The following is a 24,840-nucleotide window of genomic DNA, read 5'->3' as shown; positions in this document are numbered from 1 at the left end:
CCCTTGCACAGAATACCTTTGCAAAAGATTGCCGCAAGATATATACTTTTTAGGCATTCGGATTGCGAAGTACACGTTTTTGTACACCTCAACAGGTGGTAAACAATGCAACATTCTACACAAACTCTTCATCTGGAAGTGGAGTATTTCCCGTCTCGCAAATCACCACCACAAAGCCCTGAAAGGGCGCCATCCCCGAACATGGGGTGAAGCCCCTATGAAGAGGCGAAACCTCGTAATGAAGCGAAGATATGTGATAAGACGAAGCCTCTTCGTGAAGTAAAGCCTCCTGAGAAGGCGAAGCCCCCTCCTCCTCCCACACATTCCATTCGTCATCCCCCCATGCCAACATAGGACAGCGCGATACTCATCAGGTTTAGCGCTTCGTCATGCTATTCGAATCTTCAGGTATATACCATACATTCTTTTTCAGGTCTACCCCGCCGCCCAAATGTTCCTGCACAACGCGATCGACTATATAAACACCCTTTGTAGCCATATTCTCAAAATTGTCAATGCCGTTATTCGGAAAGCCAATCCTAGTTCTGTGGATATTATACTTATCGGAAAACTTTCTATTAAAGGCCTTCTCAACGCCATCTTTTCCAATCATAAAGCCCAACATTCCACCCCAAGTTGCCGCAGGATTATCGGAATCCCATCCGGCTAGTACCGCAATTTTTATGGTCGCTACAATATCACCCTCTCCGTAGAAGAGGCTAATTAAGCTCGAAGCAAAGTTAATCCCTGCGGCAAAGCAACCATTACAGTACCTGTTCTGAGAGGTAATATTGTAGCCATCAACTTGCGAAACTTGGTATCGTTGGTAAACCTCATCTCGTGCTTGTTCCCAAGGGATATTGGCCAGATACCTGCTTTTGACAAAATCATACATCTTTGCAGAATAGGAATCGTTGGGTAGCACTTTTCGTGATTCATCGGCCATCCAAAGAATGTTTTCCTTCTTCGACTTCTTTTTATCAACAGCAGATGCCAATGAATACATCGAGACATAAAACTCCGAGATCCACTGCGAATTAAACCTTGCAGTAGTCCGTATTGGTAGATCAGCCATCTTTAGCGCAAAATCGGGACGTGTTGGGGCAAATAGACCAAATATCTCGGTGGTTAGCTGCGCATCAATCATCTCGTATTCCGGATTATTTACAGGATCGCCTGTTGCAGGAGGAACCATTCCCTTGTTCATCAAATCAAAGGCTTTCTGATTAGATACCCACAAGTAGTTCTCCTCTTCTTTCTTTATATGCTTCTGCCAGCCATCCCTGATTTGCTCACCCGTTAGTATCGGTTGCTTATTCGATGCCAAAAGATCCTGATAGATGTACTCCATATCAGTATCATCATCAGCCCCCCATACCCCATCTGGATTAACAAAAACAAAGTCGATGGTAGCCGACAAGTTGCTTGGCACACCCTGCCCCCAGATGCTTGGCTGATCTGACTTTCCCCAATCTTCGCGAGTATAAAACTTACCCGTTTTTATCTCGCCTATCGAGCCTATCTTATCCATTTCGGTAACCAAGCCTGTCCAGTTGGCAATGCACTCACCAAGCCAAAACCCGTACAATTTGTTGGCGTATTCCGACCGAGAAATTACCCGATCGCTCTTCTTCGGATGATAGCTTTTATAGGTCAACTCCGGGTCGAAAATGGTTTTCCCTGATTGAGCATACGAGCTACTGCCAAATAGTACAGCCAAAATCATCAAAACAGCAAGCTGTCTGACATAAAAGTATCCTTTCATCGAATTATATGCTTCTGGTTTATTGTATCTCTCTTACTTTACGGCGTTACTTCAACACCCTTCTAACGGTAGCATATAGAATCTAGCTATCATCACTACGACCTGAAGCCCGTGAAGGCTTTAATTTTAATAGCCCCGAGTTTCACTCGGGGAGTTAGGTTGGAAGATGGAAACAAACCCGAAGAGGGTTGAATAGATTCTCTGAGAAACGAGCTAACTCATCACTAATACCCACCCTATTCGTTATCGAACCGCTAAGCGTAGGTGCTAGTTTAGTAGACATCTTCCCATAACACCCCGTTACGGTATTCGTTTTATTGCGGTCAAAGACCGCTACTTACCTTCGACATAGTCACAGACTATGCCGAGCCTTGTGCCGCTGCTAAGCGTAGGCTCTGCCTACGCTTTTATGCCTTACGGCCTCCGGCCGTACTGTGGCAAGATGGAAGCCTTGGCTACATAAGTTTAGAGAGAAAACTCATAGCCGAAAAACTCAACCTACTCCCCATATACAACCCCTTTTCTTGCATCATCCGAATAAATATGCAACGAATAAGAGATATCGCTCAAACAGGTAATCCGATGAATATGGTTAGTCATAACATTAGCCTTACCCAACGCATAAAACCCGGTATTATCGTCTACTTCAACCACTCTTGCAAGCTCAACTTCGCCGGTGCCATCTACCTCTTCGAATATCTCCAGCTTCAGTTTACCCTTTAGTAGGTTGTAGGCAGCAAATTCGGGGTGACCATGAATGCTGCTCTGCGCCCCCTTGTGCCAGGTCATAATTAAGGCTTCCCATCCAGACTCATCCCTTCCTATAAGCGTACGCTCGTAAGGTGTATCGCTGACTTTACGAAACTGGGTTAAGTCATTCTTGCAGGAGAAAGTCAACGCTAGCTGCTTTAGCTCTTCACCCAGCTTATCGTTGATTTGTCCTTTTCTAACTATATCCATTATCTCCCCAAAAAACTCTTCAAATCCAGGTTTAACACCAAGAATCTCATTGGGGTTTCCAACTGTTTCTTTCAACTCCATTCTACTTTAGTGCTTTATTCCACATTCCTACAAATACTCCTTTTGCCAGCATGCGCTCTACGGCAGGTAGCTGCAAAGCGCGTGACTGCGGTCTTCAAGCTTATCAAACCGCACCGACATTAAGGCCAGCAACAGCCCTTAAATATACTATTATCCCGTTGCTAAACGTAGGCTCTGTCTACACTTTTATGCCTTACGGACTCCGGCTGTATAGGTAAGCTAGAGAACTTGGTTACTTGAGCGTAACGATGAGGTAACACTCTGCTGGGGGCTGCCTTTCTTCCTGTTTTTATATGTCACACAATGCGGTCACAGGATATTTTCTTTGCTGAAATAATTTTATGTGATTTTCTAAGTCGCCAAAAATTGTTTCAAACCTTTCAAAGCTCTCTTCATAACCAAAAGAACCTGTTTCTTTTAGACCTTCGACTATTTTTAATGTTCCAACCTTTTCAAATCTGTCTTTGAAATTGATGAAGTCTTTGTGGTCAACTGCAAATTTGATAACACCAAAGAAGAAATTACAATTACCGCCAGTTAATTGCCAAATTCTCTCTATTCCTGGTTGACGCTGTTTTGTTGTTTGCTGGTCGTAACCGCTACCAATTTGTCTGCCTAAAATTTCTTTGTCCTTCAAATCGTCAGCTGTCGGTTTTTTACTTGAGTTGTATGTTGTTGGAACTAAGATATAATTGCATTGTCCTCGGTATTGCTCTATAGAAGCACAGATAACAGCTCTGTAATTCCCGTCTCTAAGATGAAACGTCAATAAGTCGTCAGGTTGAAAATAGAATTTAGTTATTTTTCTGAACTTTTTCCTGGCTCTTACTTTCGTGTTTGTCTGACTGATTTTCTTCCACAATTTGTCAAGTTCTTTTTGTCGTGCCTTGCCTTCTTTCAGATCATATTCCTCAGTCCAAACCTTTACACAAGCTCCTTTGTCGATTACCGATTTAACGTAAGAAAGTTTATCTTCTGTCATTTGTCCTATTTCCCAAAGAGCCAAAGCACAGGAAGTAACATAAATTTCATTGTCGAAGTCGTCAAAGTAGTCTGCTTGAATAAGAGGAAACTCTTCGCTTATATTATCTACGTCTACACCACTGTCATACAAGTCTATAATACCCCAGTAAGTGTCGTGGGCTGTATCTCCGTCAATTATTTTAACTCCGTCTGTTGCCATTACAGTCTTTCTTTAAGGTTGCTCATAAATCGCATTACTGTTGAGGTAAACATAACCTTTAAATCATAAATTGGCACAAGTTCTCTACCTAGAATAATCCATAATTCAGACCCCTGAATAGAACATTTGATACTTTCAGGAATTTCAATAGGGAAAAGTGGTCGCAATCTTCGTGTATAATGAGTGTACGAACAATAATGGTCGATAAGTTTTGTTCAGTGAAATACATATCTTCATAATTTTCACTCTCGCTAAGCACAGGCTCTACCTAAGTTTTTATTCCCTACGACCTCCAGCTGTACTGTACAGGCAAGCTAGAAGCCTCGGCCACCTGAGAGTAGCGAGGAGGCAACGCTCAACTAGAGAATACTGTTACTACATCCCATTTTCAATTAATGTCATATTGTATAATTGTTCATTATCAAAACAATTTCTACCCCGCTTTGAAGTCAATAAGCCAAAACCTTCAAATTTGATAAGGCGGATTTGAAATTCATCTTCTCCACTTTCTGTTTGAATATCCTTTGTGATTTCTGTTTGCATCTTATTTGGTTTACTTGTCGCCAACGATGGGGGATGTAGCATTAGTGGCGGATTGCGGACGAATCTCCTTTCAAGCCGTTAAGTGGCAGATGCGGGAAACGAACCTTACGGAACGTGCTTCACCCGCCATTAATGCTACACAATGTTACCAGCTGACGTCTTTGGGGAGAGTTAGTTGAAATCATACGGATAACCAATTTCATTCAAGTCGGTTTCAAGTTGTTTCCAGTCTTCAAGTTTCTCTACGATTGTCAAAACCATTTTCTTTGTCAAAGTTTGTCCGTTATAAATTTTTGATGCTGTCTCTAATGGAATTCCACTTTCAATATAACTTCCTTCAAAATATTCGGTCGCCCAATCAATGTAAGTCTGTGGATTCTCATCAAAAATTTTTAACAAGTCATCCGAGCCATCTCGAAAATGTTCAAGTTCTCCAATCTGCCAATTGTTTTGTTCGGTGATCCAAATACAAAACGTTGTGCCAACTGATTGTACAGGTTCTCCAAATATAAACTCACTAAATATCTCAGGTAATTTTTGTGTCAACTTTTCTTTTGCAGGCAGTTCTTCTTTATAATCATAGAGTTCGTGAGCAAATCCATTTATTACACAACCATTTTGTGTAAATAAAATTAGCATTTGATCGCCTTCACCATTTCTCATTTCACAAAATTCTTCATTGTCTGCCCATTGATTATTGTAAGAATAGTAACGGTATTCCCATTCTTGCGAAAGTATTGCATCTAAAACAGAAATGGCTTTACAAATTGTTTGTAGCTTTATTCTATCTGGAAGTAAATTCAGCTTTTTAGTTGAAATCATTTGTCAAATTATCTTTATGTTGTGTATCTACTTACGCTTGCTGCTTGCGGCTGGGCTTTACGTTCGGGCTACCGAACTTCACTATTTTACTTCAGCCTACCTGACGCCAAAGCCAGTGCTAGCATTAGGTAAGTCGTTTAAAATTCGCTACTAAATCCCATTTTCACTTAATGTCATATTGTATAATTGTTCATTATCAAAACAATTCCTACCCCGCTTTGAAGTAAATTTACTTTTCCAATAATCTCTGATAGAGCTTATATAGTTTTTAAAATTATCAGACTTATCCTTTACCTCTCCTTTTTCGATATGCTGAACTCCAAAACGAAGAACGTATATTCCGTTTGTTCCGTTAAGGATACTATTTGTCATAGGACAATACATTTCTATCAGCTCATTTTTCCTCCATAAAGCTTCGTGTGTAACAGCTCCAGCTTTGTCATCCGAATAAGCAATAAAGCGATCTATGGCTATTTCTTCTTTGGCGATGTATATTATAAAGTATTTATTTTCAAAAGCTACCTTTGACACATTCTTACAATCAAGCTTTTCGAAGAATCGCAAGGATTTTTCCTTGTCCCAATACCATATATATAGATGTGATTGTAATGCTTCTTCTGTAAATCTTAGAAAATTCTCAACATCGGTAAAACTCCAGTACGTGTTAATCCATTCCGACTTACATTTCAGTTTTGGCTTTTCACAAAAAGTAATCGGTTCATCAATCAGGTGTTGTGTTGGTGAATATCTGATGTCAATAGAATACTGTGTTATTTGCTTTTGACATTTTGTACAAGTTGACTTTACAATGATTTCTCTTACATCTTCTGTTTCAAATCTTGGAACATAGGTAAGTTGAATATTAAACCAAATATTTTTACAAGAACATTTTTTCGCCGTTGGATATTTATCCTGTATCAGGTCATACCAATAATCAATGCTGTCTAAGAGTAAATAGCTCTTTTCAGATTTTGAAGTCAATAGGCCAACACCTTCAGATTTAATGAGGCGGATTTGAAATTCATTTTCTCCACTTTCTGTTTGAATATCTTTTGTGATTTCTGTTTGCATCTCGTTTGGTTTACTTGCCGCCATCGGCATGTAGCATTAGTGGCAGATTGCGGGCGAATCTCCTTTCAAGGCGTTAAGTGCATGATAAAAAAACAAACCTTGCCAAACGAGCTTCACCCGCCGTTAATGCTACACAATGATGGCAGTAGTTGTTTTTACCATGTCCTAGTTTCTTCAATTTGTTGTTCTATACTTGTCTTATCTATTCCTTTAGATAATGCAATCTCTGATAATTTCTCAATAATATTTTCTGCTTCTATTGTAGTTATAAACGTTTTCTTATCATCAAGCTTGTTTATGGCTAGAATGCTTTTTTTTAACTCTTTTGAAAACATTCTAGGGTCTGAACAATTTTCAAATTTTGCAATAATCTTTTCAGTCTTAATGATTTTTTCAGAATCCACATATTCTATCCATCCTTTAAAATATTGTGGTTTGACGCTAAGTTTTCTCTTTGTTTTGCCAATTTCTTCCTGCTCAATTCCCCAAAGTAAAACTTGTAACTCTAAATGTTGGTATGTTACTTGAATACCTTCATCATTTAACTTGCATTCATTTTGTGGAGAAAAATCATAGCTAATCTCAGGTTTAAGCTGCTTACAAACCGTTGTGTTGCCAAAGTATGTCAAATGATATTTGTCTTTTAGATTGTAGTACATCATATCCTTTCTAAATATAATGTTCGGTTCGTCATTCCATATACCGGTAAAAAGAAGTGTTTTTTTCCATAAATATTTAGGTTGATAGATATTTTTTAAGTCTAATTCATTCATTGAGCTTGGTAAGCATCTAAAGGTCTTGTCAAACACAACTAGAAAGTAACCATTCTTTTTTTCGATTTCATTTGCTCGTTCAATATGAATTATCTGCAGAAAATAATAGGTCTTATTGACATTAACATAGAAAATGTCTCCTTTTTTAATGTTTGTTAGTGCAATATCGCTTGTCTGCATATAGGTTCTTTTCTTACAATTACCGGCAACTCATTTATCAACACTTTAAGCTAGGCGAAGTCACAGATTTCGCCATTGCTAAATTGCGATCTATAGCCTACAATCAAAAGTAGCAAAAAAGTCAGCGCAGCCGTTGTGCAGACTGCGCTTTTATATGGACCGTTGCTTTGGCGTTATATTGCTATCAAAGACCGCTACTTACCTTCGACATTGTCATAGACTATGCCGAGCCTTGTGCTTCTATTCTACGCTTATCAGTGGATGCAACCGTATATAAAATCTACTAGCGGTAATGCTTACCTCGTTATTACTTGAGCATCCAGCAAGCTAACTTCGCCATTGGGCAGGTACTGGTACAAGTTAACAAATAGGAGGTTCGAGTTCTGGTCCTTTGGTGGAATAAGTACCACAAATGTCATCGTCGGATTACTCTTATTGCTATCTATCCATGTACCCGAATTGGCGTATACCGCTCTTTTATTGTCGGTGGTGGTATAGGAAAGGATGCGCGCCACGTGCGAATGGCCAAAGATGACAACCCGCTTGTTAGAGCTCGCATTGCCGAAGTACTGAACGTTCGACATATCATCGGTACCATCAGCGCTATCCGATTGCTCAATTGCCGTAATTGTGGGAATGGGTACCGCCACACGATTATACCGCTGACGCTCGCCCCATGTATCCTGAATCCCTGGATATAAGATAGTGTAAAGCCTACCATCAGTGCCAACTTGGGGCGTTAGGTCTTGCTCGGAGTAAGGACCAGCTAGCCCATCGATATTGGTAACAATGAATTTCTCTTCGTACTTCTGCTTAACCGGAAAATCTTTAAAAACAGATTGCCAAAGCTGTCCGTATAGCGAGCACAAGAATTGGCTTTCATCACCGTAGGTTAAGCTAATGCTGTAGGGCGAATTTTGACGCTGCTGAAGTCCGTTGTATACCGATTCCACTGCTATTCTTGTAAAGAAATAGCCAGGAGGAAGAATTGGCCCCTTGCCCGGATAGTTTTTGTTGTTAGAGATAGGATCTGGAGCGCAGAAGAAGTTGTAGCGGTGCCCGTGCTCAATAGCAACCTCAGGGAAGTCTTTGGGCTCGTATGTTCCTAATCCAATAATAACGTTGCCCGCTGCGTCCCTTTCACGAGCCTGCTCCATTTTGGGTAAAACGTTTCTGATTTCGTCATCCGTTATCAACAAATCGTGATTTCCAGGAACGTATGTCACCTCAATCTCAGGATTCTCGCATATAGCATTGAGTCCATCAAATACCGTATTATTATTATCCCGAATCTTATTCACAAAATCCTGCTGACTTCCACCTTTTAGGGTATCAACATTTGCAGGCAGAAACCATTCGTCAATAAGGTCGCCTGCAATAACCAACTCTTTAACGTTAGGAGAATCGTTAACCTTTTGCAGAAAATTTATCAAGGAATCGCGGTTTAGCCTACACTCCGTGTACCTTTCGTAGGCACCAAGATGTATGTCGCTTATGCAAACCAGCAGCTTTCGCCCATTAAGAGCGCTCATTCCGGCACTGCCCAAGCTAAGATTGTAGTTTACGGCAAAGTAACCATAATAGTCGTAGGGTATTTTCGACTTTCCCCTATCTGGTACTGCGATGGTTACGCAAACCATATACTCCCTACCCTCATCAAATTTCGCCCCATCACTGGTGGTAATCTTTCGAGCATAATGACAACCAGTAATACTCGACAACTTAATGCTAACCGGGATTGTGGTACCATCGGCATTTACCATATCGAGCTTTACCCCTCTTATTACATCGCCACTAGTACCTATCAAATCGCTAAAATCAACAACTATCGAATTTGTTGGATTAATGACAACAGGCCTGCTTGCGTCGTTGGACATGGCGACATTTATAATCGCCTTTTTTGCTGTTAGAGTCTTCATATAATTCTCGTTTTAAGTACTATTCTTACCTTAATATTTATCCCATTTATTTCAATCCAACCGCATACTACCATTGTAGCCTATGCAAAGCGCAAGCTCTGCCGCTCTCTTCTACCTTTGTTCCCTCCGCTAAGCTAAGACGCAGCCACGCCTTTTGCTCTTTGCAGGTTCGACCCGCAAACCTTGCAAACCAAGCGTAGCGAGAACGCTAGATTTGCTGATCTCTTCCCATAACACTCCGTTATAATATTCGCGTTATTGCAGCCAAAGACCGCTACTTACCTTCGACATAGTCACAGACAATGCCGAGCCTTGTGCTTCGGTTGTACTACGCTCAACCGGGGGGCTTCATGCTGGGCGCTGCGTGTCGCTTAAAGCCCTATTTATCGTACGCTGGCCTTTTTTTCTATATAACTAATGATGAAACAATCTTATACCTGTATTTATTATAGTTATCCCATATTTGTTTGCAGTATCAATTATTTCATTGTCCCTAATTGAACCCATTGGAGTTGCTATATATCTTATTCCAAATTTGTTTGCTAATTCAATATTGTCTTTTTGTGGAAAATATCCATCAGAAAGTAAGCATGTATTTGGCAATTCATTTAATATAACTCTATCACCATACTGGCTCTGTCTTTGTAGCTCAATCAATTGGTCAAGGTCAGTTCTTTTTATGTTTTCAAGTGGATTTAAAAATGAATAATTTAGCCTCAGTTTTTGATACCAAATATTTGCTTTTGTTAAAGCTAAGCTTGAGCATAGAATTCTGGATTGTTGACCTGAACCTATACCAATTACCTGACCATTTGACACAACACAAATTGAATTAGATTGAGTATACTTCAACGTAAGCATCCCAAGTTTTAAGTCAGAAAGAATATCTGACGGTATTATTTTTTTGGGGGTTACTACATTTGAAAAATGTTCATCATTGATTTTTAAATTGTTCCTTTTTTGTTTTATTGTTATACCAAATACTTCCCGTGATTCAATTTCGTTAGGTTCAAAATCTTTATCTATTTGAAATATTACATAACTCCCATTTTTTTTTGAGCGCAAAATCTCTAAAGCTGCATCATTGAATTCAGGTGCTATAACACCATCAGATACTTCTGATTTTATTAATAATGCGGTTTCCTTATCAACACAATGGCTTAATGCAATAAAATCTCCAAATGAAGCCAGTCGGTCTGCACCTCTCGCTCTTGCATAGGAAGTAGCTAACTTAGTTAATGATTTGTTTATCAAATATGCCTGTTTATCAATAATACTCAATTCCCTAAAAATTGCCACTCCTGAAGGTGTAACATGTTTAAAAGATGTACTACATTCTGAATTTAATGTTTGACTTGCTTCTTTTACCAATTGCCAAGAATTCAAAGCATCCAATATATTGATAACACTTGGATTTCCATTTAATAATCTCAAAGAGTTTGAATCATCAATAATTTCTGCGTAATCTTGATACGGATTCATTCCATATTTTAATTTCATAGAATCAAATTAATCGTTAATATTTCGTTCGTTCTTTTGGCTTGCATACAACGCTGCAAATAAGACTGTGGCGGACTGCGGACAAAATTTTCTCAAGCCGTTACAAAGTTGAAGCGGGCAACTGAACGCCCCAGACGTGATAAACCCAAACTAAGCACAGGCCCTGCCTACGCTTTTATACCTCACGCCTTCCGGCCGTACTGTATAGGCAGGCTAGAAGCCTTGGCTACTTGAGCGTAGCGAGGATACTACGCTAGCGGAAGGATGAAACGAGGGGTTGTTTAATTTTTGTCATCTATTGAATTCACCTTGTAAATGAATTGAAATTTAATTGTGTACTTATTAGACTTAGGAAATCTTTCCGATAGAACTCGTTTTTCAAATTTTCTCATAATATTCAAGTCTAAATTATCTCTAATTGAAAATCTAATTACATTATCAATGTCTTTTTTCAACTCAAATTGAATCATAATCTTTCCAGATTGCTTAGACTCTCCAAAAAGGTCAATAAATATTTTATCTATCTTATCTTTTATGGTTTTAAACTCTTCAATTGAAATAGATTCATTTAGTTCTTCATTAGAACTTAATAAAATTACTCTTTCTAACTTTGTTTCTTTTTTTAGACTACGTTGAATTGTATCAACTTCCACTCCGTTCCTATATCTTTTAAAACTCCCTTCGGTTCTATAAGTTCTATTTTCAATAGGGTTGTAATATTTATCTCTGGAAAGAGTGTCATTTTCAAATTTGCTCTGTCCTAAACAAAACTTTGAAACTATTAATAAAGTGATAATTAAATGTAGTGCTTTCATGTTTCTTGTTTTAATAACCTTCAATTCGTTTATATCCCCCTTACACTGTAGTCTGCATCAGCGCTAGAGGCTAGGCGAAGTCGCAGACTTCGTCTTTGCTAAATTGTGGTATATAGACCGCAATCAAAAGTAGCAAAAAAGTCAGCGCAGCCGTTGTGCAGGCTGCGCTTTTATATGGACCGTTGCTTTGGCGTTTTATTACGGTCAAAGACCGCTACTTACCTTCGACATAGTCACAGACTATGCTGAGCCTTGTGCTTCTAGTCTTCGCCTAGCAGAGTGCTAATGATTTATTTGTAACTATTATCTTCTTGTCCATTCCAACGATAATGCTTAACTCGTCCATCAGATGAAGATTCGTATGTTCTTTTATCATCATTTAGCATTTTCTTTAACAACCATCCTGCATCTTTACCAGCTTGCTCTACATCTTCTGACTTTTCATATAGTGCAATCATTGGTGTACCTTCCCAAAAGAAATTTTCTCCACCTAATAAATCTCGTGCGGCAAACCATTCATCTCTTCTATTTTTACACCAACAATAAACCGCTCCTTGTAAAAAGTCAAGAATTCTTTGCCTTTGTTCATCGGTGATGCCGTGAACTTCTCTGATTTCTGATTCTTTTACTAGCATATTAAATCTTAGTTTAGTTTATTATACTCATTTTCTGAAAAATCAATTTCACTCTTAAACGTATCGTCTTGTTTTTTTAAACATCTATATTCGTCTTCTATTGTTCTGAAAATCTACTGTATTCCTTTGCCATTCGAATAATCCAAGTTGGGTCACAGACTTCGTCTTTGCTAAATTGCAGTATATAGCCTGCAATCAAAAGTAGCAAAAAAGTCAGCGCAGCCGTTGTGCAGGCTGCGCTTTTATATGGACCGCTGCTTTGACGTTATATTGCAGCCAAAGACCGCTACTTACCTACGACATTGTCACAGACTATGCCGAGCCTTGTGCTTCTATTCTACGCTTATCAGAGGATGCAACCGTATATAAAATCTACTAGCGGTAATGCTTACCTCGTTATTACCTGAGCATCCAGCAAGCTAACTTCGCCATTGGGCAGGTACTGGTACAAGTTAACGAATAGGAGGTTCGAGTTCTGATCCTTTGGTGGAATAAGTACCACAAAGGTCATCGTCGGATTACTCTTATTGTTATCTATCCATGTACCCGAATTGGCGTATACCGCTCTTTTATTGTCGGTGGTGGTATAGGAAAGGATGCGCGCCACGTGCGAATGGCCAAAGATTACAACCCGCTTGTTAGAGCTCGCATTGCTGAAGTACTGAACGTTCGACATATCATCGGTACCATCAGCGCTATCCGATTCCTCAATTGCCGTAATTGTGGGAATGGGTACCGCCACACGATTATACCGCTGACGCTCGCCCCATGTATCTTGAATCCCGGGATATAAGATAGTGTAAAGCCTACCATCGGTGCCAACTTGGGGCGTTAGGTCTTGCTCGGAGTAAGGACCAGCTAGCCCATCGATATTGGTAACAATGAATTTCTCTTCGTACTTCTGCTTAACCGGAAAATCTTTAAAAACGGATTGCCAAAGCTGTCCGTATAGCGAGCACAAGAATTGGCTTTCATCACCGTAGGTTAGGCTAATGCTGTAGGGCGAATTTTGATACTGCTTAGGTCCGTTGTATAACGATTCCACGGCAATTCTTGTAAAGAAATAGCCAGGAGGAAGAATGGGACCCTTGCCCGGATAGCTTTTGTTGTTAGAGATAGGATCGGGAGCGCAGAAGAAGTTGTAGCGGTGCCCGTGCTCAATAGCAACCTCAGGGAAGTCTTTGGGCTCGTATGTTCCTAATCCAATAATAACGTTGCCCGCTGCGTCCCTATCACGAGCCTGCTCCATTTTGGGGAAAACATTTTTGATTTCGTTCTCCGTTATCAACAAATCGTGATTTCCAGGAACATATGTCACCTCAATCTCAGGATTCTCGCATATCGTGTTGAGTCCGCTAAATACCTTACTATTATTATCCCGAATCTTATTCACAAAATCCTGCTGGCTTCTACCTTCAAGGGTGTCAACGGATGCTGGCAGAAACCATTCGTCAATAAGGTCGCCCGCAATAACCAGCTCCTTAACGTTAGGCGAATCGTTAACCTTTTGCAGAAAATTTACCAACGATTTGCGGTTTAACTTACACTCGGTATAGCTGTCGTAGGCACCCAGATGTATGTCGCTTATGCAAACCAGCAGGTTTCGTCCAGTTAAGGCACTCATTCCTGTACTACCCAATTTAAGGCTGTAGTTTACGGCAAAGTACCCATAGTAGTTATCGTCTACTGGCAGCTTCTTTGAATAGGAAGTCGCTATATGTACATGAATCCGATACTCCCTACCCTCCTCAAGATTACTACCATCGCTAGTAGTGATTTTACGCGCATTAGGACAACCGGTAACTTCCAAAGACGTAATACTAATCGATTTCATGCTCCCGTCGGCATTTACCTGGTCGAGATATAACCCGACTATTTGACTGCGACTTGAACGCATCGAGTCACTAAAATCAACAACTATCGAATTTGTTGGATTAATGACAACAGGCCTGCTTGCGTCGTTGGACATAGCGACATTTATAATCGCCTTTTTTGCTGTTAGTGTCTTCATATAATTCTCGTTTTAAGTACTATTCTTACCTTAATATTTATCCCATTTATTTCAATCCAACCGCATACTACCATCGTAGCCTATGCAAAGCGCAAGCTCTGCGGCTCTCTTCTATCTTTGTTCCCTCCGATAAGCTAGGGCGCAGCCTACGCCTTTTGCTCTTTGAAGGCTCAGCCCGCAAACTTTGCGAAATCAAGTATAGCAAAGATGCTAAGCTTAGCTGATCTCTTCCCATAACACCCCGCTACGGTATTCGTTTTATTACGGTCAAAGACCGCCACTTACCTTCGACATTGTCTCAGACTATGCCGAGCCTTGTGCTTCTATTATACTACACTCAAAAAGGAAACAAAACATGCGGTACGTGTTTCACCTGCTATTAATGCACAGAATATAAAACCCCATATTATTCTATCTTTAGTTTTTCAAATAGTATTCTATTTCGTTTTCTTGCGTCATCAAGAACTTTTTCAAATGGCATTACTTCAAAATATGCAGTATAAAACTTACTTTTTATTTTAAACCAACCTATACCATCAGGGGTGTGCTCAAATTCTCTTCTTTCTAATATTTTCTGTAGCGAAGGTCTTATGTCACAAATAATGTAAACATAAAATGGAGTTCTTTTATCAACTTCTACTATTCGTCCATTTCGACCTTTAACTTTCCCTTCTAGTAATAACTCAATGTATTTCTCTGTTTGTTCAATTGGATTTTTACTATCGTCATAATCCTTATAATCATCTCTTTGTGGTTTTTTAAATTCCACAATTGTAAATGAATTATGAGGTGCATTCTTAGAGTCAGAAAATGCAAACGCTTCATTATAAATCAACAAATCACTTCTATCATTATCAGTTGATGATATTTCAGGAATGCTATTAAATGTTTTATCAGAAGCTAAAAATGAATGATATGAAAGTCTTTCGTCAATCAACCACAAATTTTGTTTGTCAGAAGGAACTTCATCAGAAGATGTTCTAATTGGGAAGAATACAGAATGTATTAAATCTTCATTTTTAAATTTGCCTTCACCATTTGATTCAATTAGCTGTTCTAACAATTCAATAATTGTCTTTCTATGGACTACATATCTTGCTAAATCTGATTTACCTATTTCATTAAAATTACTTAGAAATTTTTCATACTTAAGTCTATAATCCTCACGGCTAGTAACATCCTTATCTTCTGAAAGAAGTTTTATTTTTTCTTTCTTTACTTCTAATCTCCAATTAGCATCAATTTTATAAAGTTCGATGTCTAGTTGTTCTTTTGATAAACTCGGTGGCAATTTCTTTACTTCATCTGCCTTGAAGTGCATTGTGCTTTTATACTGTGGTAATTCCTCGTCAATAAGGGGTTTGTATGATTCTATTTTAAGTTCCCGTACATTACCTAAATAATCAGCCAATAATCCTTCAATGCAATTTATTGATGCTCGTCTTATTTTTGCCAAATTAATATCAACAGATTCTTCTTCTTCTTCTTCTCCATCTGGAAAAATAAACCCAATTCTTTCAGTATCTACATTTTCATTCAAAATTTCACTGACAACATGAGCCTGATAAAAGAATTTAAAATCATCTTCTACAATTGGCTTTTTACCTAGGTCAACAAGTTTTGAATATAAACCTTCAGTTATTACACTTCGATTATGTGCACAGAAGTGTATTTTGTGGCTTTGAAATTCCGATGATTTTGTTAGATATAATTCAAATTTATTATCGCCAATAGAAAAACTATCTGATTTAACATCAGATTTAAATTCAGTTCTAAAAAGAGTTTCTAAATCGTAATGGATATTATTTTGATTTCTAATAATAATTTGAGGATTGGTGCTTCGAATGAAATAAAGTTGAAAATGAGTAACAATTTCTCTTGCAATATAAGACAACTCTTTGGGTAAAGTTTTTTGATATTCTTCTCTTATACCATTGAGTTTAATTATTGAACCATGGGGAATCCCATTAAGGTCAGGTTTAGAGAAATTGTGAAAACCGTCTTTTGTTGGTTTAAAGTCAAATTGAACTGATTTCCTTATTTTATTCTCAACATAGAAACTTGTTATGTTCAGTTCTTTGAATGCTTTTAAGCATACAAAACGACCAACTCCTTTCCCTCCAATTTCAATCTTATGATCAGTATCTGCCTCTATAAATGCTTTTAGATTCTCGTCATCAAGTCCAATGCCATTGTCTGCTACAATAAAAGAATGAATTGGGTAGGTATCATTATTAACAAGTTTTTCTAGTGTTTCTTGCGAACCATTTCTAATACAATCAATAACAATTCTACCTTCATTCGACTGGATTATATTTTTACTAATTGCTTCTTCAATTGAGTGTATTGAATTGCTAATCAACTCAAAAAGAGGCAGTAAAGGTTTTGTTCTTGGTAGTCTTGTATTTCTTACTTTATTAGCAATATTTGATGTCGGTGTGTAATTCATATTAATCTAATTATTGTAATTTAAATTGGCTGAGTGTTTTTGTATATGGTGCACTACATTTATCGACATGGTTAACAAGCGCTTGCAGGTTTCTATCTTTTTAACTTACACTGTGGCTGCTGCGACATTGTAAACTAACACCGACCACTTCATTCGATTGTTGACTACACCGTGTGTTAGCAGTAGTTTTTAGATTCCTTTTTTCACCCATTCTCTAAGCCACCATTTTGTTGTTCCACTTTTTTTAATGCATTGCATTTTCTCTAAATCAAATAGAACTTTCCTGAAATCCTCAAGTATAACTTCATTTTTATTTTTTGATTTTAAATATTGATTAAAAAGGTTATAAGCATCAATTTCATCAATCTTGTTATTGGTTGTGTCTCTATTTTCCCACATTAACATAATTGTCATCGCATGATTTTCGTCTAAATCTATTTTGACATTTGACCATACTTTATTCCAGACAACTAATGCCGCTAAAGGAATCAAATAAGGTGTTGAAATTACACCTGCAATTGTTAATCCTATTTCAGCTGAATTAATTAATAATTTTTTCATATCTAAGACAATATTCCCAGGTTTAATGGAACTCCCTTTGGTGTTAAATTCATCAATGGTTATATATTCAAAATGCGCTTCTGGAAGTTTAAACTCAGGTTCTTGTATTCGACATAATTTATCAATGATTAACATCGAACTTTCTTCTGTTAGTTCAGGAATTTTTTCTCTAATTGTACTTATCAGTTCTTTTTCCATTTTTTTATTGTTTAAAAAGTTGTAAACAAACGTTTATTGTTTAATTGAGTGAGTTAGAATTACTGCTAACTCACTCATATATACACCTCCATCCTCCCAAAAATGCATATAAACACCTCTATTTGTAATGGTATGTATACCTTTTCCGCAAAAAAGGTGTATCTACTATCTATCCCGTAAACCCAAGCATCCCCGAAACAGGACGCACACGAAGTGTCGCTTTACAACTATACTTACCTTAGGTTTACGATTAAAAAATAAAGCTGCAATGTATTAATTTTTCCCTACCGATAGCCATCAAGTACTAATTTTCTACACACCTAACCTGCTACACTAGGAAATCCGTGCAGCATCCCCCTCTTTGCGAATGGCAAGTAGGTGCTTACGGTATAGGCAGGCTTTCTAATGCCATTAGGAGCGAGGGGGTTTGTGGGTGTGTCGGATTTGCGAAGCGGTTAGCCCCTTTTCCGTTGCTTACATACGCTTAGCTTAACGGATATAGGACATCAGACTCATTTAAAATGAGATACACTACTAAAAAGAAACTCGATTTTCTTTAAGCATACGGGGTTTCCTTTAAGCATAAGAGATTTTGTTTAAAGGATAAGAGATTTCCTTTAAAGATAAGAGATAAAGTGAAAGGGAAATGAGATTTCCTTTAAAGGAAATGAGATAATGTTTAAAGGAAATGAGATTTCCTTTAAAGGATAAGAGATATTGTTTAAAGGAAATGAGATATCCTTTAAAGGATAAGAGATATCGTTAAAGCAAAATGAGATTTCCTTTAAGCAAAATGGATTATTTCCCCGAGCATAAGGCATTGCCATACCTTACTAGCACGAATTAGCAACGCCGAGCTCAACTTTGTTCCAGGACTACTGGTGCTGGTGCATCGCATTAGCAGAAGAGTGGTGCTACTACCATACCAATAGGCGCAATCCCCTCCTTAGGCGAAGGCTCCAGCACTCGTCAGCTCTACTATCGCTGGCTACAGCCTACCGAATAGATTCTACAGAAGCAATAGCATCAGCCAAACGGCGAAAACACTCCTGTAGGTGCAGCAGATCTTTCCATCAGCACCTAAGCCATAAGTTTAAGAGCAAAACATCCCCACCAGCCCCCAATTTTCCTATCTTTGTCGGCTGTAAAATTTTGTCACCATGAGTAATCGAAGAGTTCGCGTTCGTTTTGCACCAAGTCCAACAGGACCATTACATATCGGCGGGGTACGCACCGCCCTATTCAACTACTTTTTTGCCCGTCAGCACGGTGGCGACTTCCTGCTTCGCATCGAGGATACCGACTCGCAGCGCTTTGTACCCGGTGCCGAGGAGTACATCAACGAGGCGCTACGCTGGTGCGGCATCACCGTCGACGAAGGAGTCCTTGAAGGAGGCAAGCATGCCCCCTACCGCCAGAGCGAACGCCGGGCCATCTACAAGCAGTACGCCGATCAGCTCGTGGCATCGGGCAACGCCTACTACGCCTTCGATACGCCCGAGTCGCTCGACGCCCTCCGCAAAGAGGCCGAAGTCAACGGTACCGTCTTTACCTATAACTATTCCGTACGTAACCAGCTCCAAACCTCTCTCGCCCTCTCGCCCGACGAGGTACAGGCCCGCATCGCACGTGGCGACCAATGGGTCATTCGTTTCAGGATGCCCGAGAACGAGGAAGTCACCGCCCACGACCTTATCCGCGGCGTGGTAACCGTTAACACCTCCACCCTCGACGATAAAGTCCTCTTCAAGAGCGCCGACATGCTCCCCACCTACCATCTCGCCAACATCACCGACGACTACCTGATGGAGATCTCGCATGTCATCCGCGGCGAGGAGTGGCTCCCTTCGCTCCCCCTCCATGTCCTTCTCTACAGGGCCTTCGGATGGGAAGATCGGATGCCGCAGTTCGCCCACCTACCCCTTTTGCTTAAGCCCACCGGCAACGGCAAGCTCAGCAAGCGCGATGGCGACAAGATGGGATTCCCCGTCTTCCCACTCTTCTGGACTTCTCCAACCGGCGAAACCGCCCACGGCTACCGCGAAGACGGCTACCTTCCCGAAGCCTTCGTTAACATGCTCGCCCTCCTAGGATGGAACCCCGGTACCGAGCAGGAGCTCCTTAGCATGGACGAGCTAATCCAGCTCTTCTCCTTCGAGAGGGTCAGCAAGTCGGGCGCCCGCTTCGATCCCGAAAAGGCAAAGTGGTTCAACCACCAGCACCTTATGCTCAAGAGCAATGCCGAGCTAGCCGAGCTCTACAACCCCATCCTCAAGCAGAATAATGTTGATGCCACCCCCGATAAGGTGGAGCGCATCGTAGGCATCATGAAGCAGCGCGTCAACTTCGTGCACGAGATATGGGAGAAATCCGCCTACTTCTTTATTTCCCCAACAGCCTACGATCCCGCAGCCGTTGCCAAGTTCTGGAAGCAGGACACCCCCGCTATTATGGACGAAGTAAAGGAGGTTCTCGGCGGCATAGATCAATTCGAAGCCCCCGTCATCGAGCAAACGCTCGAATCCTTCATCAAAGCTAAGGAGTACGGTATGGGAAAGGTAATGAACGCCTTAAGGCTTGTCCTCATGGGAACCTCCAGCGGACCAGGCGTGGCCGATATCTGCGAGGTTATAGGCAAAGACGAGGCCATCCAAAGAATATCCACCGCTGTAGCTTCAATTTAGCTTATAATTATAGTTTGTGCTTTGCTTGTGTAGAAATAAGGGTTACTTTTGCACCCGTTCTCACACCGAGGCAGCACAATGGCGCATTCCTCTAACGGTTAGGAGGCCTGATTCTCATTCAGGAAATAGCAGTTCGATTCTGCTATGCGCTACTTAAAGAGACAAAAAGGGAAGTGTAACTGCTTCCCTTTTTTCATTTCCATCCATCCCAAGAAAAGCATTCAACCTACCATCGCCTTTGCAGCGTAACCTACGCCACAAAAGCAAACAGGCGGAGTGCTACATTTAGCATCCGCCCGTTGGTCTATTTCGGTTACAGCAACAGCTGCCTACTCCTTCGCAACCGTTTTAAAGGTGAAGTGCTTCTGCGAAAAGTAGCTGTATATGGCAACAAGAACAGTGGTAACCGTCTTCGATGCGGTTGGATACCAGTGAAAAATCTCAACAAATAGCTTCAAGAATACGTAGTTAAACACAATACACATGGCAACCGTTACCCCATAGCGGAAAAGCTGCACGTGCCCCTTTAGCACCGACTGCGTAAAGGTGATGTACTTAGCCAGCAAGAAGCCCAACGGAAAGGTTATGCAAAACGACATCATAAAGGCAGCAATGTGCGGACTAATGCTAATAATGCCCAAGTCAAGCACCTGCTTATCCAGCACAAAGTTGTAAAAGATAAAGTATAGGAAGATGTCGAGCAGCGTATTTCCCCCTCCACAAACTAGGTAAACAAAGGTCTCACGAGGAATAAATCGCGAAAACAAAGGGTAAAATAGGTCGATTACGTAAAGAATTCCGCGTCTTACTCTTACTGCTGGCCCCATTCTTATTTATTTACAGAAAAAAACAATAGCGTTAGTAGCCTGCAAAGTAAGTAAATAGTTGTGTAAAAACCGAAAATCGCCTGCTGCTACATCTCACTTTTCTTCCGTCACCGTAATTTTTCCTCTTTTTTTAGCAGAAATGGGGTAGCCACTAAACATTTCCCCCTGCCCGTTGTTCTCCCGCAGCAAACAATACCGAGTATTAACTTTAAAATACAATACAACACATGGGACTACTAAATGCGCTAAGCTGGCGTTACGCCACCAAAAGAATGAATGGACAAAAAGTACCATCCGAAAAGGTTGAGCCTATCCTCGAATCCATACGCCTATCCGCATCCTCGTTCGGGCTACAGCCCTACAGGGTAATTGTTGTCGACGATCCCGCGCTTAAGGCAAAGATCCACGAGAGCGCCTGCCAGCAACCTCAAATTGTAGAAGCATCGCACCTACTGGTCTTTGCTTCGTGGAAAACCATCACCCCCGAGCACATCGACAGCTACATATCGCTGGTAGCAAAGGAGCGCAACATGCCAGTAGAGGAGCTTGCTCAGTTCGACGGGATGCTCAAGGACTTCCTTGCCTCTAGAACGCAGGAACGGCTATCCGCTTGGGCAACTCGCCAGGCATATATTGGCTTAGGCACTGGATTAATCGCCGCCGCCATGGAGCAGATTGATGCAACCCCAATGGAAGGTTTCAATACAACCGAAATGGATAAGGTTTTAGGGCTAGACAAAACAAATCTCCAAAGCGTAGCGATTCTTGCCCTAGGCTATCGCGATACAGCCAACGACTACCTGGTAAACCAGAAGAAGGTCCGAGTTAGCAAAGAAGAGTTTTTTATTTACAATAGGTAACCATTAGTTGAACTTTAGAAAAGGAAACGTCCGCTAGGGAGACCTACCGGACGTTTTTTATTTTATACGAGAAACAAAGCCCTGAGATTGAAATCAACACTCTCCCCTATTCCCTACTCACTACTCCCTACTTCCCATCCAGCCAGTTCTTCAGCTTTGGGAGTATCTGCTCTGCCTCCTTAACGGCCACCTCGTAAGCCCTGGCAAGATTCTCCGGATTATTCTCCAACCGCGAAACGGCAATAGGCTGCTCGGGACGAATAACGAATACCTTTCCTTCGGCTTCCAAACGTTCCAGCTCTTCGAGAGCCTGGTTGTACTTATTCGAACGGTCTATTATAGCCTTAACCACATTAGGATAGTTGCGGTAGGCTAGCTTCAGCAGCAGCTTACCCTTTATAGGCTCCTTTCTGTACCCCGCATGACGGGTAAGGATTACAATTGCCCGTTCTTTTCCATCTGCAAAAGCCTTCTTAAAGGGAATAGAATCGGCAATGCCACCATCTAGGTAGCGCTGGTTGCCAATTTGCTGCATCTTCGAGATAAAAGGAAGCGACGAGGTTGCCGCTAACAGGTCTCGAAAGCTCTCGGGCGATGCCTCATTAAAGTCTTTGTACTCGGCAGCACCAGTATGGCAATTGGTTACCACCACCTTCATGCGCGTAGTCGACTTTGCAAAGGATTCGTAGTCAAAAAGCACCTTCGTAGTAGGGAGGTAATGGTAAACGAAATCCCAATCGAAGTAGTTGCCCTTACGGATAAGGTTGTTTAGGCTGCAGTAGCGCTTATCGGATATGTAGGGATTAACGTCGAGGTTTCTACCATACTGCCGCGACACGTACGATACGCCATAGGCTGCACCAGCCGATACCGCAACGGCATAGTCGAAGAACAGCTGCTCCCGGTGGAATACGTCAAGCACTGCTGCTGTATAAATCCCTCTAAATCCGCCCCCCTCTAAAACAAGCCCAACATCCGCATACCTTTCCATTGTATTACCATTTATGATTTGCCGACCAAAGATAGCGCATCCGCTCAATTACGACTTAAAGAGTTTAATCTATTATCACCAAAGAAGTACACCTTTAATGAGGATTAGCTTACACCCGAATACGAACGAAAAAAACTAAACACCAAGGTTTACAATGATTCCCTATCTTTATCCCAAAGATAGAACAATATGGAAAAGCTTAAGCTATACTTCTTTTCTGGAACGGGCAACGCGCGTAGGGTTGCACAATGGATAGAGGAGCGCGCCATTGCGCAGCACGTAGAAACAACCAACGAGGATATCGCCCAAATTAATAGGGCTTCGCTTGACACTCCATCCCAAAATACGGCAATTGGTATTGTTAGTCCAACCCACGGCTTCAACTACCCTCCTATTGTAGTAAACTTCATATTTCGGTTTCCAAGAAGCAAGCACCATAACCGCATATTTCTGGTAAACACCCGCGCTGGATTAAAGCTAAGTAAACTATTCCTGCCAGGAATGAGCGGTATTGCCCTTTGGCTTGCCGCATTGGTACTTATTATAAAGGGGTATCGGGTTGTAGGCATGCGCTCCATCGATATGCCATCCAACTGGATATCGCTACATCCCGGCGTGAAGGAAAAGGTGGCAAACTCCATTGTAGAACGATGCCAACGAATCACCTTCCGCTTTGCCGATACAATGCTTAGCGGGAAAAACTGCTACAGGGCTGCATACGACATCATCCAGGATATGCTTATCCTCCCCATCGCCATTGTATACTACATCCTTGGTCGATTTATCATTGCAAAAACATTCTACGCCAACTCCTCCTGCAACGGATGTAACCTCTGCATCAGCAGCTGCCCTATAAAGGCAATAAAGCTGGTGCATAACGAACCCTTCTGGACCTACCGCTGCGAGAGCTGCATGCGCTGCATGAACATCTGCCCCAAACGCGCCATACAAACAGGGCACGGATTCATCTTTGGCATCATTTACCTTACCTATGCCACCGTTATTGCAGAGTTGTACTCCATTCTAGGTAAGTACTACTCTATAGAAGGTGGAGGTTTCCTTGCAGGAGCAGCAAGGTTTATCCTAGAGTCAGTCATTGTTTTTACGATGCTAATTGTTGGCTACAGAATTCTTCATCGCCTTAAACGAGTTGCAGGATTTAGGCTACTAATTGAGTACACCTCGCTAACCCGATACAAGTTTTGGAGAAGATATTTCCTTCCCAACAAGAAAAAGTAAGGTAATAGTCCTGCACCAAGGCGTAACATCTCGGGTTCTATTTATCGCATTGCAGAAGGTAACTCCCGATTACGAAAAAATGTCATTATCTAACCGTAATTTTGTCACACAACGCACTAATAATCTGCTATATTGTCACTAATCAACGCTTGGCATTCTATTTGAAAAGTTAGGGATAAAACCCAATAGATTAACTTTAAAAAAGGAGGTTACTATGTTAGCTAGAAGAAGCGAATCAGTACCAGCATTCGCAAGACTATTCGGAGATTTATTTGACAGAGAAATGTTCGATTGGAACAACTTTAACTACTCGGACACCAACACAACCCTGCCCGCTGCAAACATTAAAGATACTCCCGAGTACTTCATGGTAGAGGTGGCTGTTCCTGGGATGGATAAAAAGGATTTTACGATCAACCTTAAGGACAACGTGCTCACCATCTCGTCGGAGAGGAAAAAGGAGGAGGAAAAATCGGAGGGCAACTACACCCGTAAGGAGTACAGCTACCAATCGTTCTGCCGCTCATTTACGCTACCCGACAACATTGTAGATAGCGACAAGATCTCTGCCAAGTACGAGAATGGCGAGTTGCTAATCACCATTCCAAAAAGAGAAGAGGCAAAGCCAAAAGAACCACGCATGATCGAAATCAGGTAGGTTCGAGCTTAAGCATTAGGAGAGGAAGCCGTTGGGGCTTCCTCTTTTTATTTGAGGATGTTGAAATCGAACTTGGTCGTTAAATATAGAACCGCCCAAATTTACCTGTTGATTG

21 protein-coding genes and 1 tRNA gene are annotated in these 24,840 nt (G+C 40.9%); 5 read left to right on the top strand and 17 right to left on the bottom strand.

The window, feature by feature from the left end:
* Positions 1-115: 115 nt before the first annotated feature.
* The 15 genes from ACHZA1_RS14080 to ACHZA1_RS14010 form a co-directional block, all read right to left on the bottom strand.
* Positions 116-352, bottom strand: a complete 237-nt coding sequence (locus ACHZA1_RS14080; RefSeq protein WP_320052499.1) for a hypothetical protein — start codon at positions 350-352, stop codon at positions 116-118.
* 24 nt (positions 353-376) lie between these two features.
* A complete protein-coding gene (locus ACHZA1_RS14075) occupies positions 377-1,765 on the bottom strand; it encodes an ADP-ribosylglycohydrolase family protein (protein ID WP_320052498.1) in 1,389 nt (462 codons plus the stop codon).
* A 498-nt stretch (positions 1,766-2,263) separates the two neighbouring features.
* Positions 2,264-2,806, bottom strand: a complete 543-nt coding sequence (locus ACHZA1_RS14070; RefSeq protein ID WP_320052497.1) for a cysteine dioxygenase — start codon at positions 2,804-2,806, stop codon at positions 2,264-2,266.
* Between the two features lie 289 nt (positions 2,807-3,095).
* Positions 3,096-3,989 (bottom strand): hypothetical protein, encoded by an 894-nt coding sequence (locus tag ACHZA1_RS14065; RefSeq protein ID WP_320052496.1) that lies wholly within the window; start codon positions 3,987-3,989, stop codon positions 3,096-3,098.
* Between the two features lie 375 nt (positions 3,990-4,364).
* The gene (locus ACHZA1_RS14060; protein WP_320052495.1) at positions 4,365-4,532 is read right to left on the bottom strand and encodes a hypothetical protein; all 168 of its coding nucleotides are present in this window, start codon (positions 4,530-4,532) and stop codon (positions 4,365-4,367) included.
* Positions 4,533-4,703: 171 nt separating this feature from the next.
* Entirely contained in the window at positions 4,704-5,354 is a 651-nt protein-coding gene (locus ACHZA1_RS14055) for a hypothetical protein (RefSeq protein WP_320052494.1), read from the bottom strand.
* Between the two features lie 150 nt (positions 5,355-5,504).
* Complete coding sequence (locus ACHZA1_RS14050; RefSeq protein ID WP_320052493.1) at positions 5,505-6,425, bottom strand: hypothetical protein; 921 nt, start codon at positions 6,423-6,425, stop codon at positions 5,505-5,507.
* A 155-nt stretch (positions 6,426-6,580) separates the two neighbouring features.
* Entirely contained in the window at positions 6,581-7,378 is a 798-nt protein-coding gene (locus ACHZA1_RS14045; protein WP_320052492.1) for a hypothetical protein, read from the bottom strand.
* Between the two features lie 296 nt (positions 7,379-7,674).
* A complete protein-coding gene (locus tag ACHZA1_RS14040; protein WP_320052491.1) occupies positions 7,675-9,297 on the bottom strand; it encodes a metallophosphoesterase in 1,623 nt (540 codons plus the stop codon).
* Between the two features lie 414 nt (positions 9,298-9,711).
* Positions 9,712-10,797, bottom strand: a complete 1,086-nt coding sequence (locus ACHZA1_RS14035; RefSeq protein ID WP_320052490.1) for a phosphoribosylaminoimidazolecarboxamide formyltransferase — start codon at positions 10,795-10,797, stop codon at positions 9,712-9,714.
* A 281-nt stretch (positions 10,798-11,078) separates the two neighbouring features.
* Positions 11,079-11,612, bottom strand: coding sequence for a hypothetical protein (locus ACHZA1_RS14030; RefSeq protein ID WP_320052489.1), 534 nt, complete (start codon positions 11,610-11,612; stop codon positions 11,079-11,081).
* A gap of 290 nt (positions 11,613-11,902) precedes the next feature.
* Positions 11,903-12,247 carry a cell division protein SepF gene (locus ACHZA1_RS14025; protein ID WP_320052488.1) on the bottom strand — a complete coding sequence of 115 codons (345 nt, stop codon included), beginning with the start codon at positions 12,245-12,247 and terminating at the stop codon, positions 11,903-11,905.
* A gap of 388 nt (positions 12,248-12,635) precedes the next feature.
* A complete protein-coding gene (locus ACHZA1_RS14020) occupies positions 12,636-14,258 on the bottom strand; it encodes a metallophosphoesterase (RefSeq protein ID WP_320052487.1) in 1,623 nt (540 codons plus the stop codon).
* Between the two features lie 406 nt (positions 14,259-14,664).
* Positions 14,665-16,707: a hypothetical protein gene (locus ACHZA1_RS14015; RefSeq protein ID WP_320052486.1), complete on the bottom strand. Its 2,043-nt coding sequence runs from the start codon at positions 16,705-16,707 to the stop codon at positions 14,665-14,667.
* Positions 16,708-16,896: 189 nt separating this feature from the next.
* Entirely contained in the window at positions 16,897-17,466 is a 570-nt protein-coding gene (locus ACHZA1_RS14010) for a hypothetical protein (protein WP_320052485.1), read from the bottom strand.
* Positions 17,467-18,626: 1,160 nt separating this feature from the next.
* On the opposite strand from ACHZA1_RS14010, the gene gltX reads away from it, so the two are divergent.
* Together gltX and ACHZA1_RS14000 are read left to right on the top strand one after the other, a co-directional pair.
* Positions 18,627-20,150 carry a glutamate--tRNA ligase gene (gene gltX / locus ACHZA1_RS14005; RefSeq protein ID WP_320052484.1) on the top strand — a complete coding sequence of 508 codons (1,524 nt, stop codon included), beginning with the start codon at positions 18,627-18,629 and terminating at the stop codon, positions 20,148-20,150.
* 80 nt (positions 20,151-20,230) lie between these two features.
* Positions 20,231-20,302: transfer RNA gene (locus tag ACHZA1_RS14000), tRNA-Glu, on the top strand.
* A gap of 177 nt (positions 20,303-20,479) precedes the next feature.
* On the opposite strand, the gene ACHZA1_RS13995 is transcribed toward ACHZA1_RS14000, so the two are convergent.
* Positions 20,480-20,977, bottom strand: coding sequence for a GtrA family protein (locus tag ACHZA1_RS13995; RefSeq protein ID WP_320052483.1), 498 nt, complete (start codon positions 20,975-20,977; stop codon positions 20,480-20,482).
* Positions 20,978-21,204: 227 nt separating this feature from the next.
* Between ACHZA1_RS13995 and ACHZA1_RS13990 the strand changes: the two genes are divergently transcribed.
* Complete coding sequence (locus tag ACHZA1_RS13990) at positions 21,205-21,837, top strand: NAD(P)H-dependent oxidoreductase (RefSeq protein WP_320052482.1); 633 nt, start codon at positions 21,205-21,207, stop codon at positions 21,835-21,837.
* A gap of 127 nt (positions 21,838-21,964) precedes the next feature.
* Here the strand turns inward: ACHZA1_RS13990 and ACHZA1_RS13985 are convergent, their stop codons facing one another.
* Positions 21,965-22,828, bottom strand: a complete 864-nt coding sequence (locus tag ACHZA1_RS13985; protein ID WP_320052481.1) for a patatin family protein — start codon at positions 22,826-22,828, stop codon at positions 21,965-21,967.
* 189 nt (positions 22,829-23,017) lie between these two features.
* On the opposite strand from ACHZA1_RS13985, the gene ACHZA1_RS13980 reads away from it, so the two are divergent.
* Both ACHZA1_RS13980 and ACHZA1_RS13975 read left to right on the top strand, forming a co-directional pair.
* On the top strand, positions 23,018-24,067 hold the full coding sequence (locus tag ACHZA1_RS13980; protein ID WP_320052480.1) for an EFR1 family ferrodoxin: 1,050 nt from the start codon (positions 23,018-23,020) through the stop codon (positions 24,065-24,067).
* A 214-nt stretch (positions 24,068-24,281) separates the two neighbouring features.
* Positions 24,282-24,725 (top strand): Hsp20/alpha crystallin family protein, encoded by a 444-nt coding sequence (locus ACHZA1_RS13975; protein WP_320052479.1) that lies wholly within the window; start codon positions 24,282-24,284, stop codon positions 24,723-24,725.
* Positions 24,726-24,840: the final 115 nt, after the last annotated feature.

This window comes from uncultured Acetobacteroides sp. (genome assembly GCF_963667355.2).
Taxonomy (GTDB): domain Bacteria; phylum Bacteroidota; class Bacteroidia; order Bacteroidales; family ZOR0009; genus Acetobacteroides.
Note: the sequence above shows the minus strand (reverse complement) of the source record. Positions and strands in the feature narration are given on the sequence as shown.

Coding starts and splice junctions, on each gene's coding strand:
- ACHZA1_RS14080 (WP_320052499.1), bottom strand. CDS start 352: ATGTTGGCATGGGGGGATGACGAATGGAATGTGTGGGAGGAGGAGGGG.
- ACHZA1_RS14075 (WP_320052498.1), bottom strand. CDS start 1,765: ATGAAAGGATACTTTTATGTCAGACAGCTTGCTGTTTTGATGATTTTG.
- ACHZA1_RS14070 (WP_320052497.1), bottom strand. CDS start 2,806: ATGGAGTTGAAAGAAACAGTTGGAAACCCCAATGAGATTCTTGGTGTT.
- ACHZA1_RS14065 (WP_320052496.1), bottom strand. CDS start 3,989: ATGGCAACAGACGGAGTTAAAATAATTGACGGAGATACAGCCCACGAC.
- ACHZA1_RS14060 (WP_320052495.1), bottom strand. CDS start 4,532: ATGCAAACAGAAATCACAAAGGATATTCAAACAGAAAGTGGAGAAGAT.
- ACHZA1_RS14055 (WP_320052494.1), bottom strand. CDS start 5,354: ATGATTTCAACTAAAAAGCTGAATTTACTTCCAGATAGAATAAAGCTA.
- ACHZA1_RS14050 (WP_320052493.1), bottom strand. CDS start 6,425: ATGCAAACAGAAATCACAAAAGATATTCAAACAGAAAGTGGAGAAAAT.
- ACHZA1_RS14045 (WP_320052492.1), bottom strand. CDS start 7,378: ATGCAGACAAGCGATATTGCACTAACAAACATTAAAAAAGGAGACATT.
- ACHZA1_RS14040 (WP_320052491.1), bottom strand. CDS start 9,297: ATGAAGACTCTAACAGCAAAAAAGGCGATTATAAATGTCGCCATGTCC.
- ACHZA1_RS14035 (WP_320052490.1), bottom strand. CDS start 10,797: ATGAAATTAAAATATGGAATGAATCCGTATCAAGATTACGCAGAAATT.
- ACHZA1_RS14030 (WP_320052489.1), bottom strand. CDS start 11,612: ATGAAAGCACTACATTTAATTATCACTTTATTAATAGTTTCAAAGTTT.
- ACHZA1_RS14025 (WP_320052488.1), bottom strand. CDS start 12,247: ATGCTAGTAAAAGAATCAGAAATCAGAGAAGTTCACGGCATCACCGAT.
- ACHZA1_RS14020 (WP_320052487.1), bottom strand. CDS start 14,258: ATGAAGACACTAACAGCAAAAAAGGCGATTATAAATGTCGCTATGTCC.
- ACHZA1_RS14015 (WP_320052486.1), bottom strand. CDS start 16,707: ATGAATTACACACCGACATCAAATATTGCTAATAAAGTAAGAAATACA.
- ACHZA1_RS14010 (WP_320052485.1), bottom strand. CDS start 17,466: ATGGAAAAAGAACTGATAAGTACAATTAGAGAAAAAATTCCTGAACTA.
- gltX (WP_320052484.1), top strand. CDS start 18,627: ATGAGTAATCGAAGAGTTCGCGTTCGTTTTGCACCAAGTCCAACAGGA.
- ACHZA1_RS13995 (WP_320052483.1), bottom strand. CDS start 20,977: ATGGGGCCAGCAGTAAGAGTAAGACGCGGAATTCTTTACGTAATCGAC.
- ACHZA1_RS13990 (WP_320052482.1), top strand. CDS start 21,205: ATGGGACTACTAAATGCGCTAAGCTGGCGTTACGCCACCAAAAGAATG.
- ACHZA1_RS13985 (WP_320052481.1), bottom strand. CDS start 22,828: ATGGAAAGGTATGCGGATGTTGGGCTTGTTTTAGAGGGGGGCGGATTT.
- ACHZA1_RS13980 (WP_320052480.1), top strand. CDS start 23,018: ATGGAAAAGCTTAAGCTATACTTCTTTTCTGGAACGGGCAACGCGCGT.
- ACHZA1_RS13975 (WP_320052479.1), top strand. CDS start 24,282: ATGTTAGCTAGAAGAAGCGAATCAGTACCAGCATTCGCAAGACTATTC.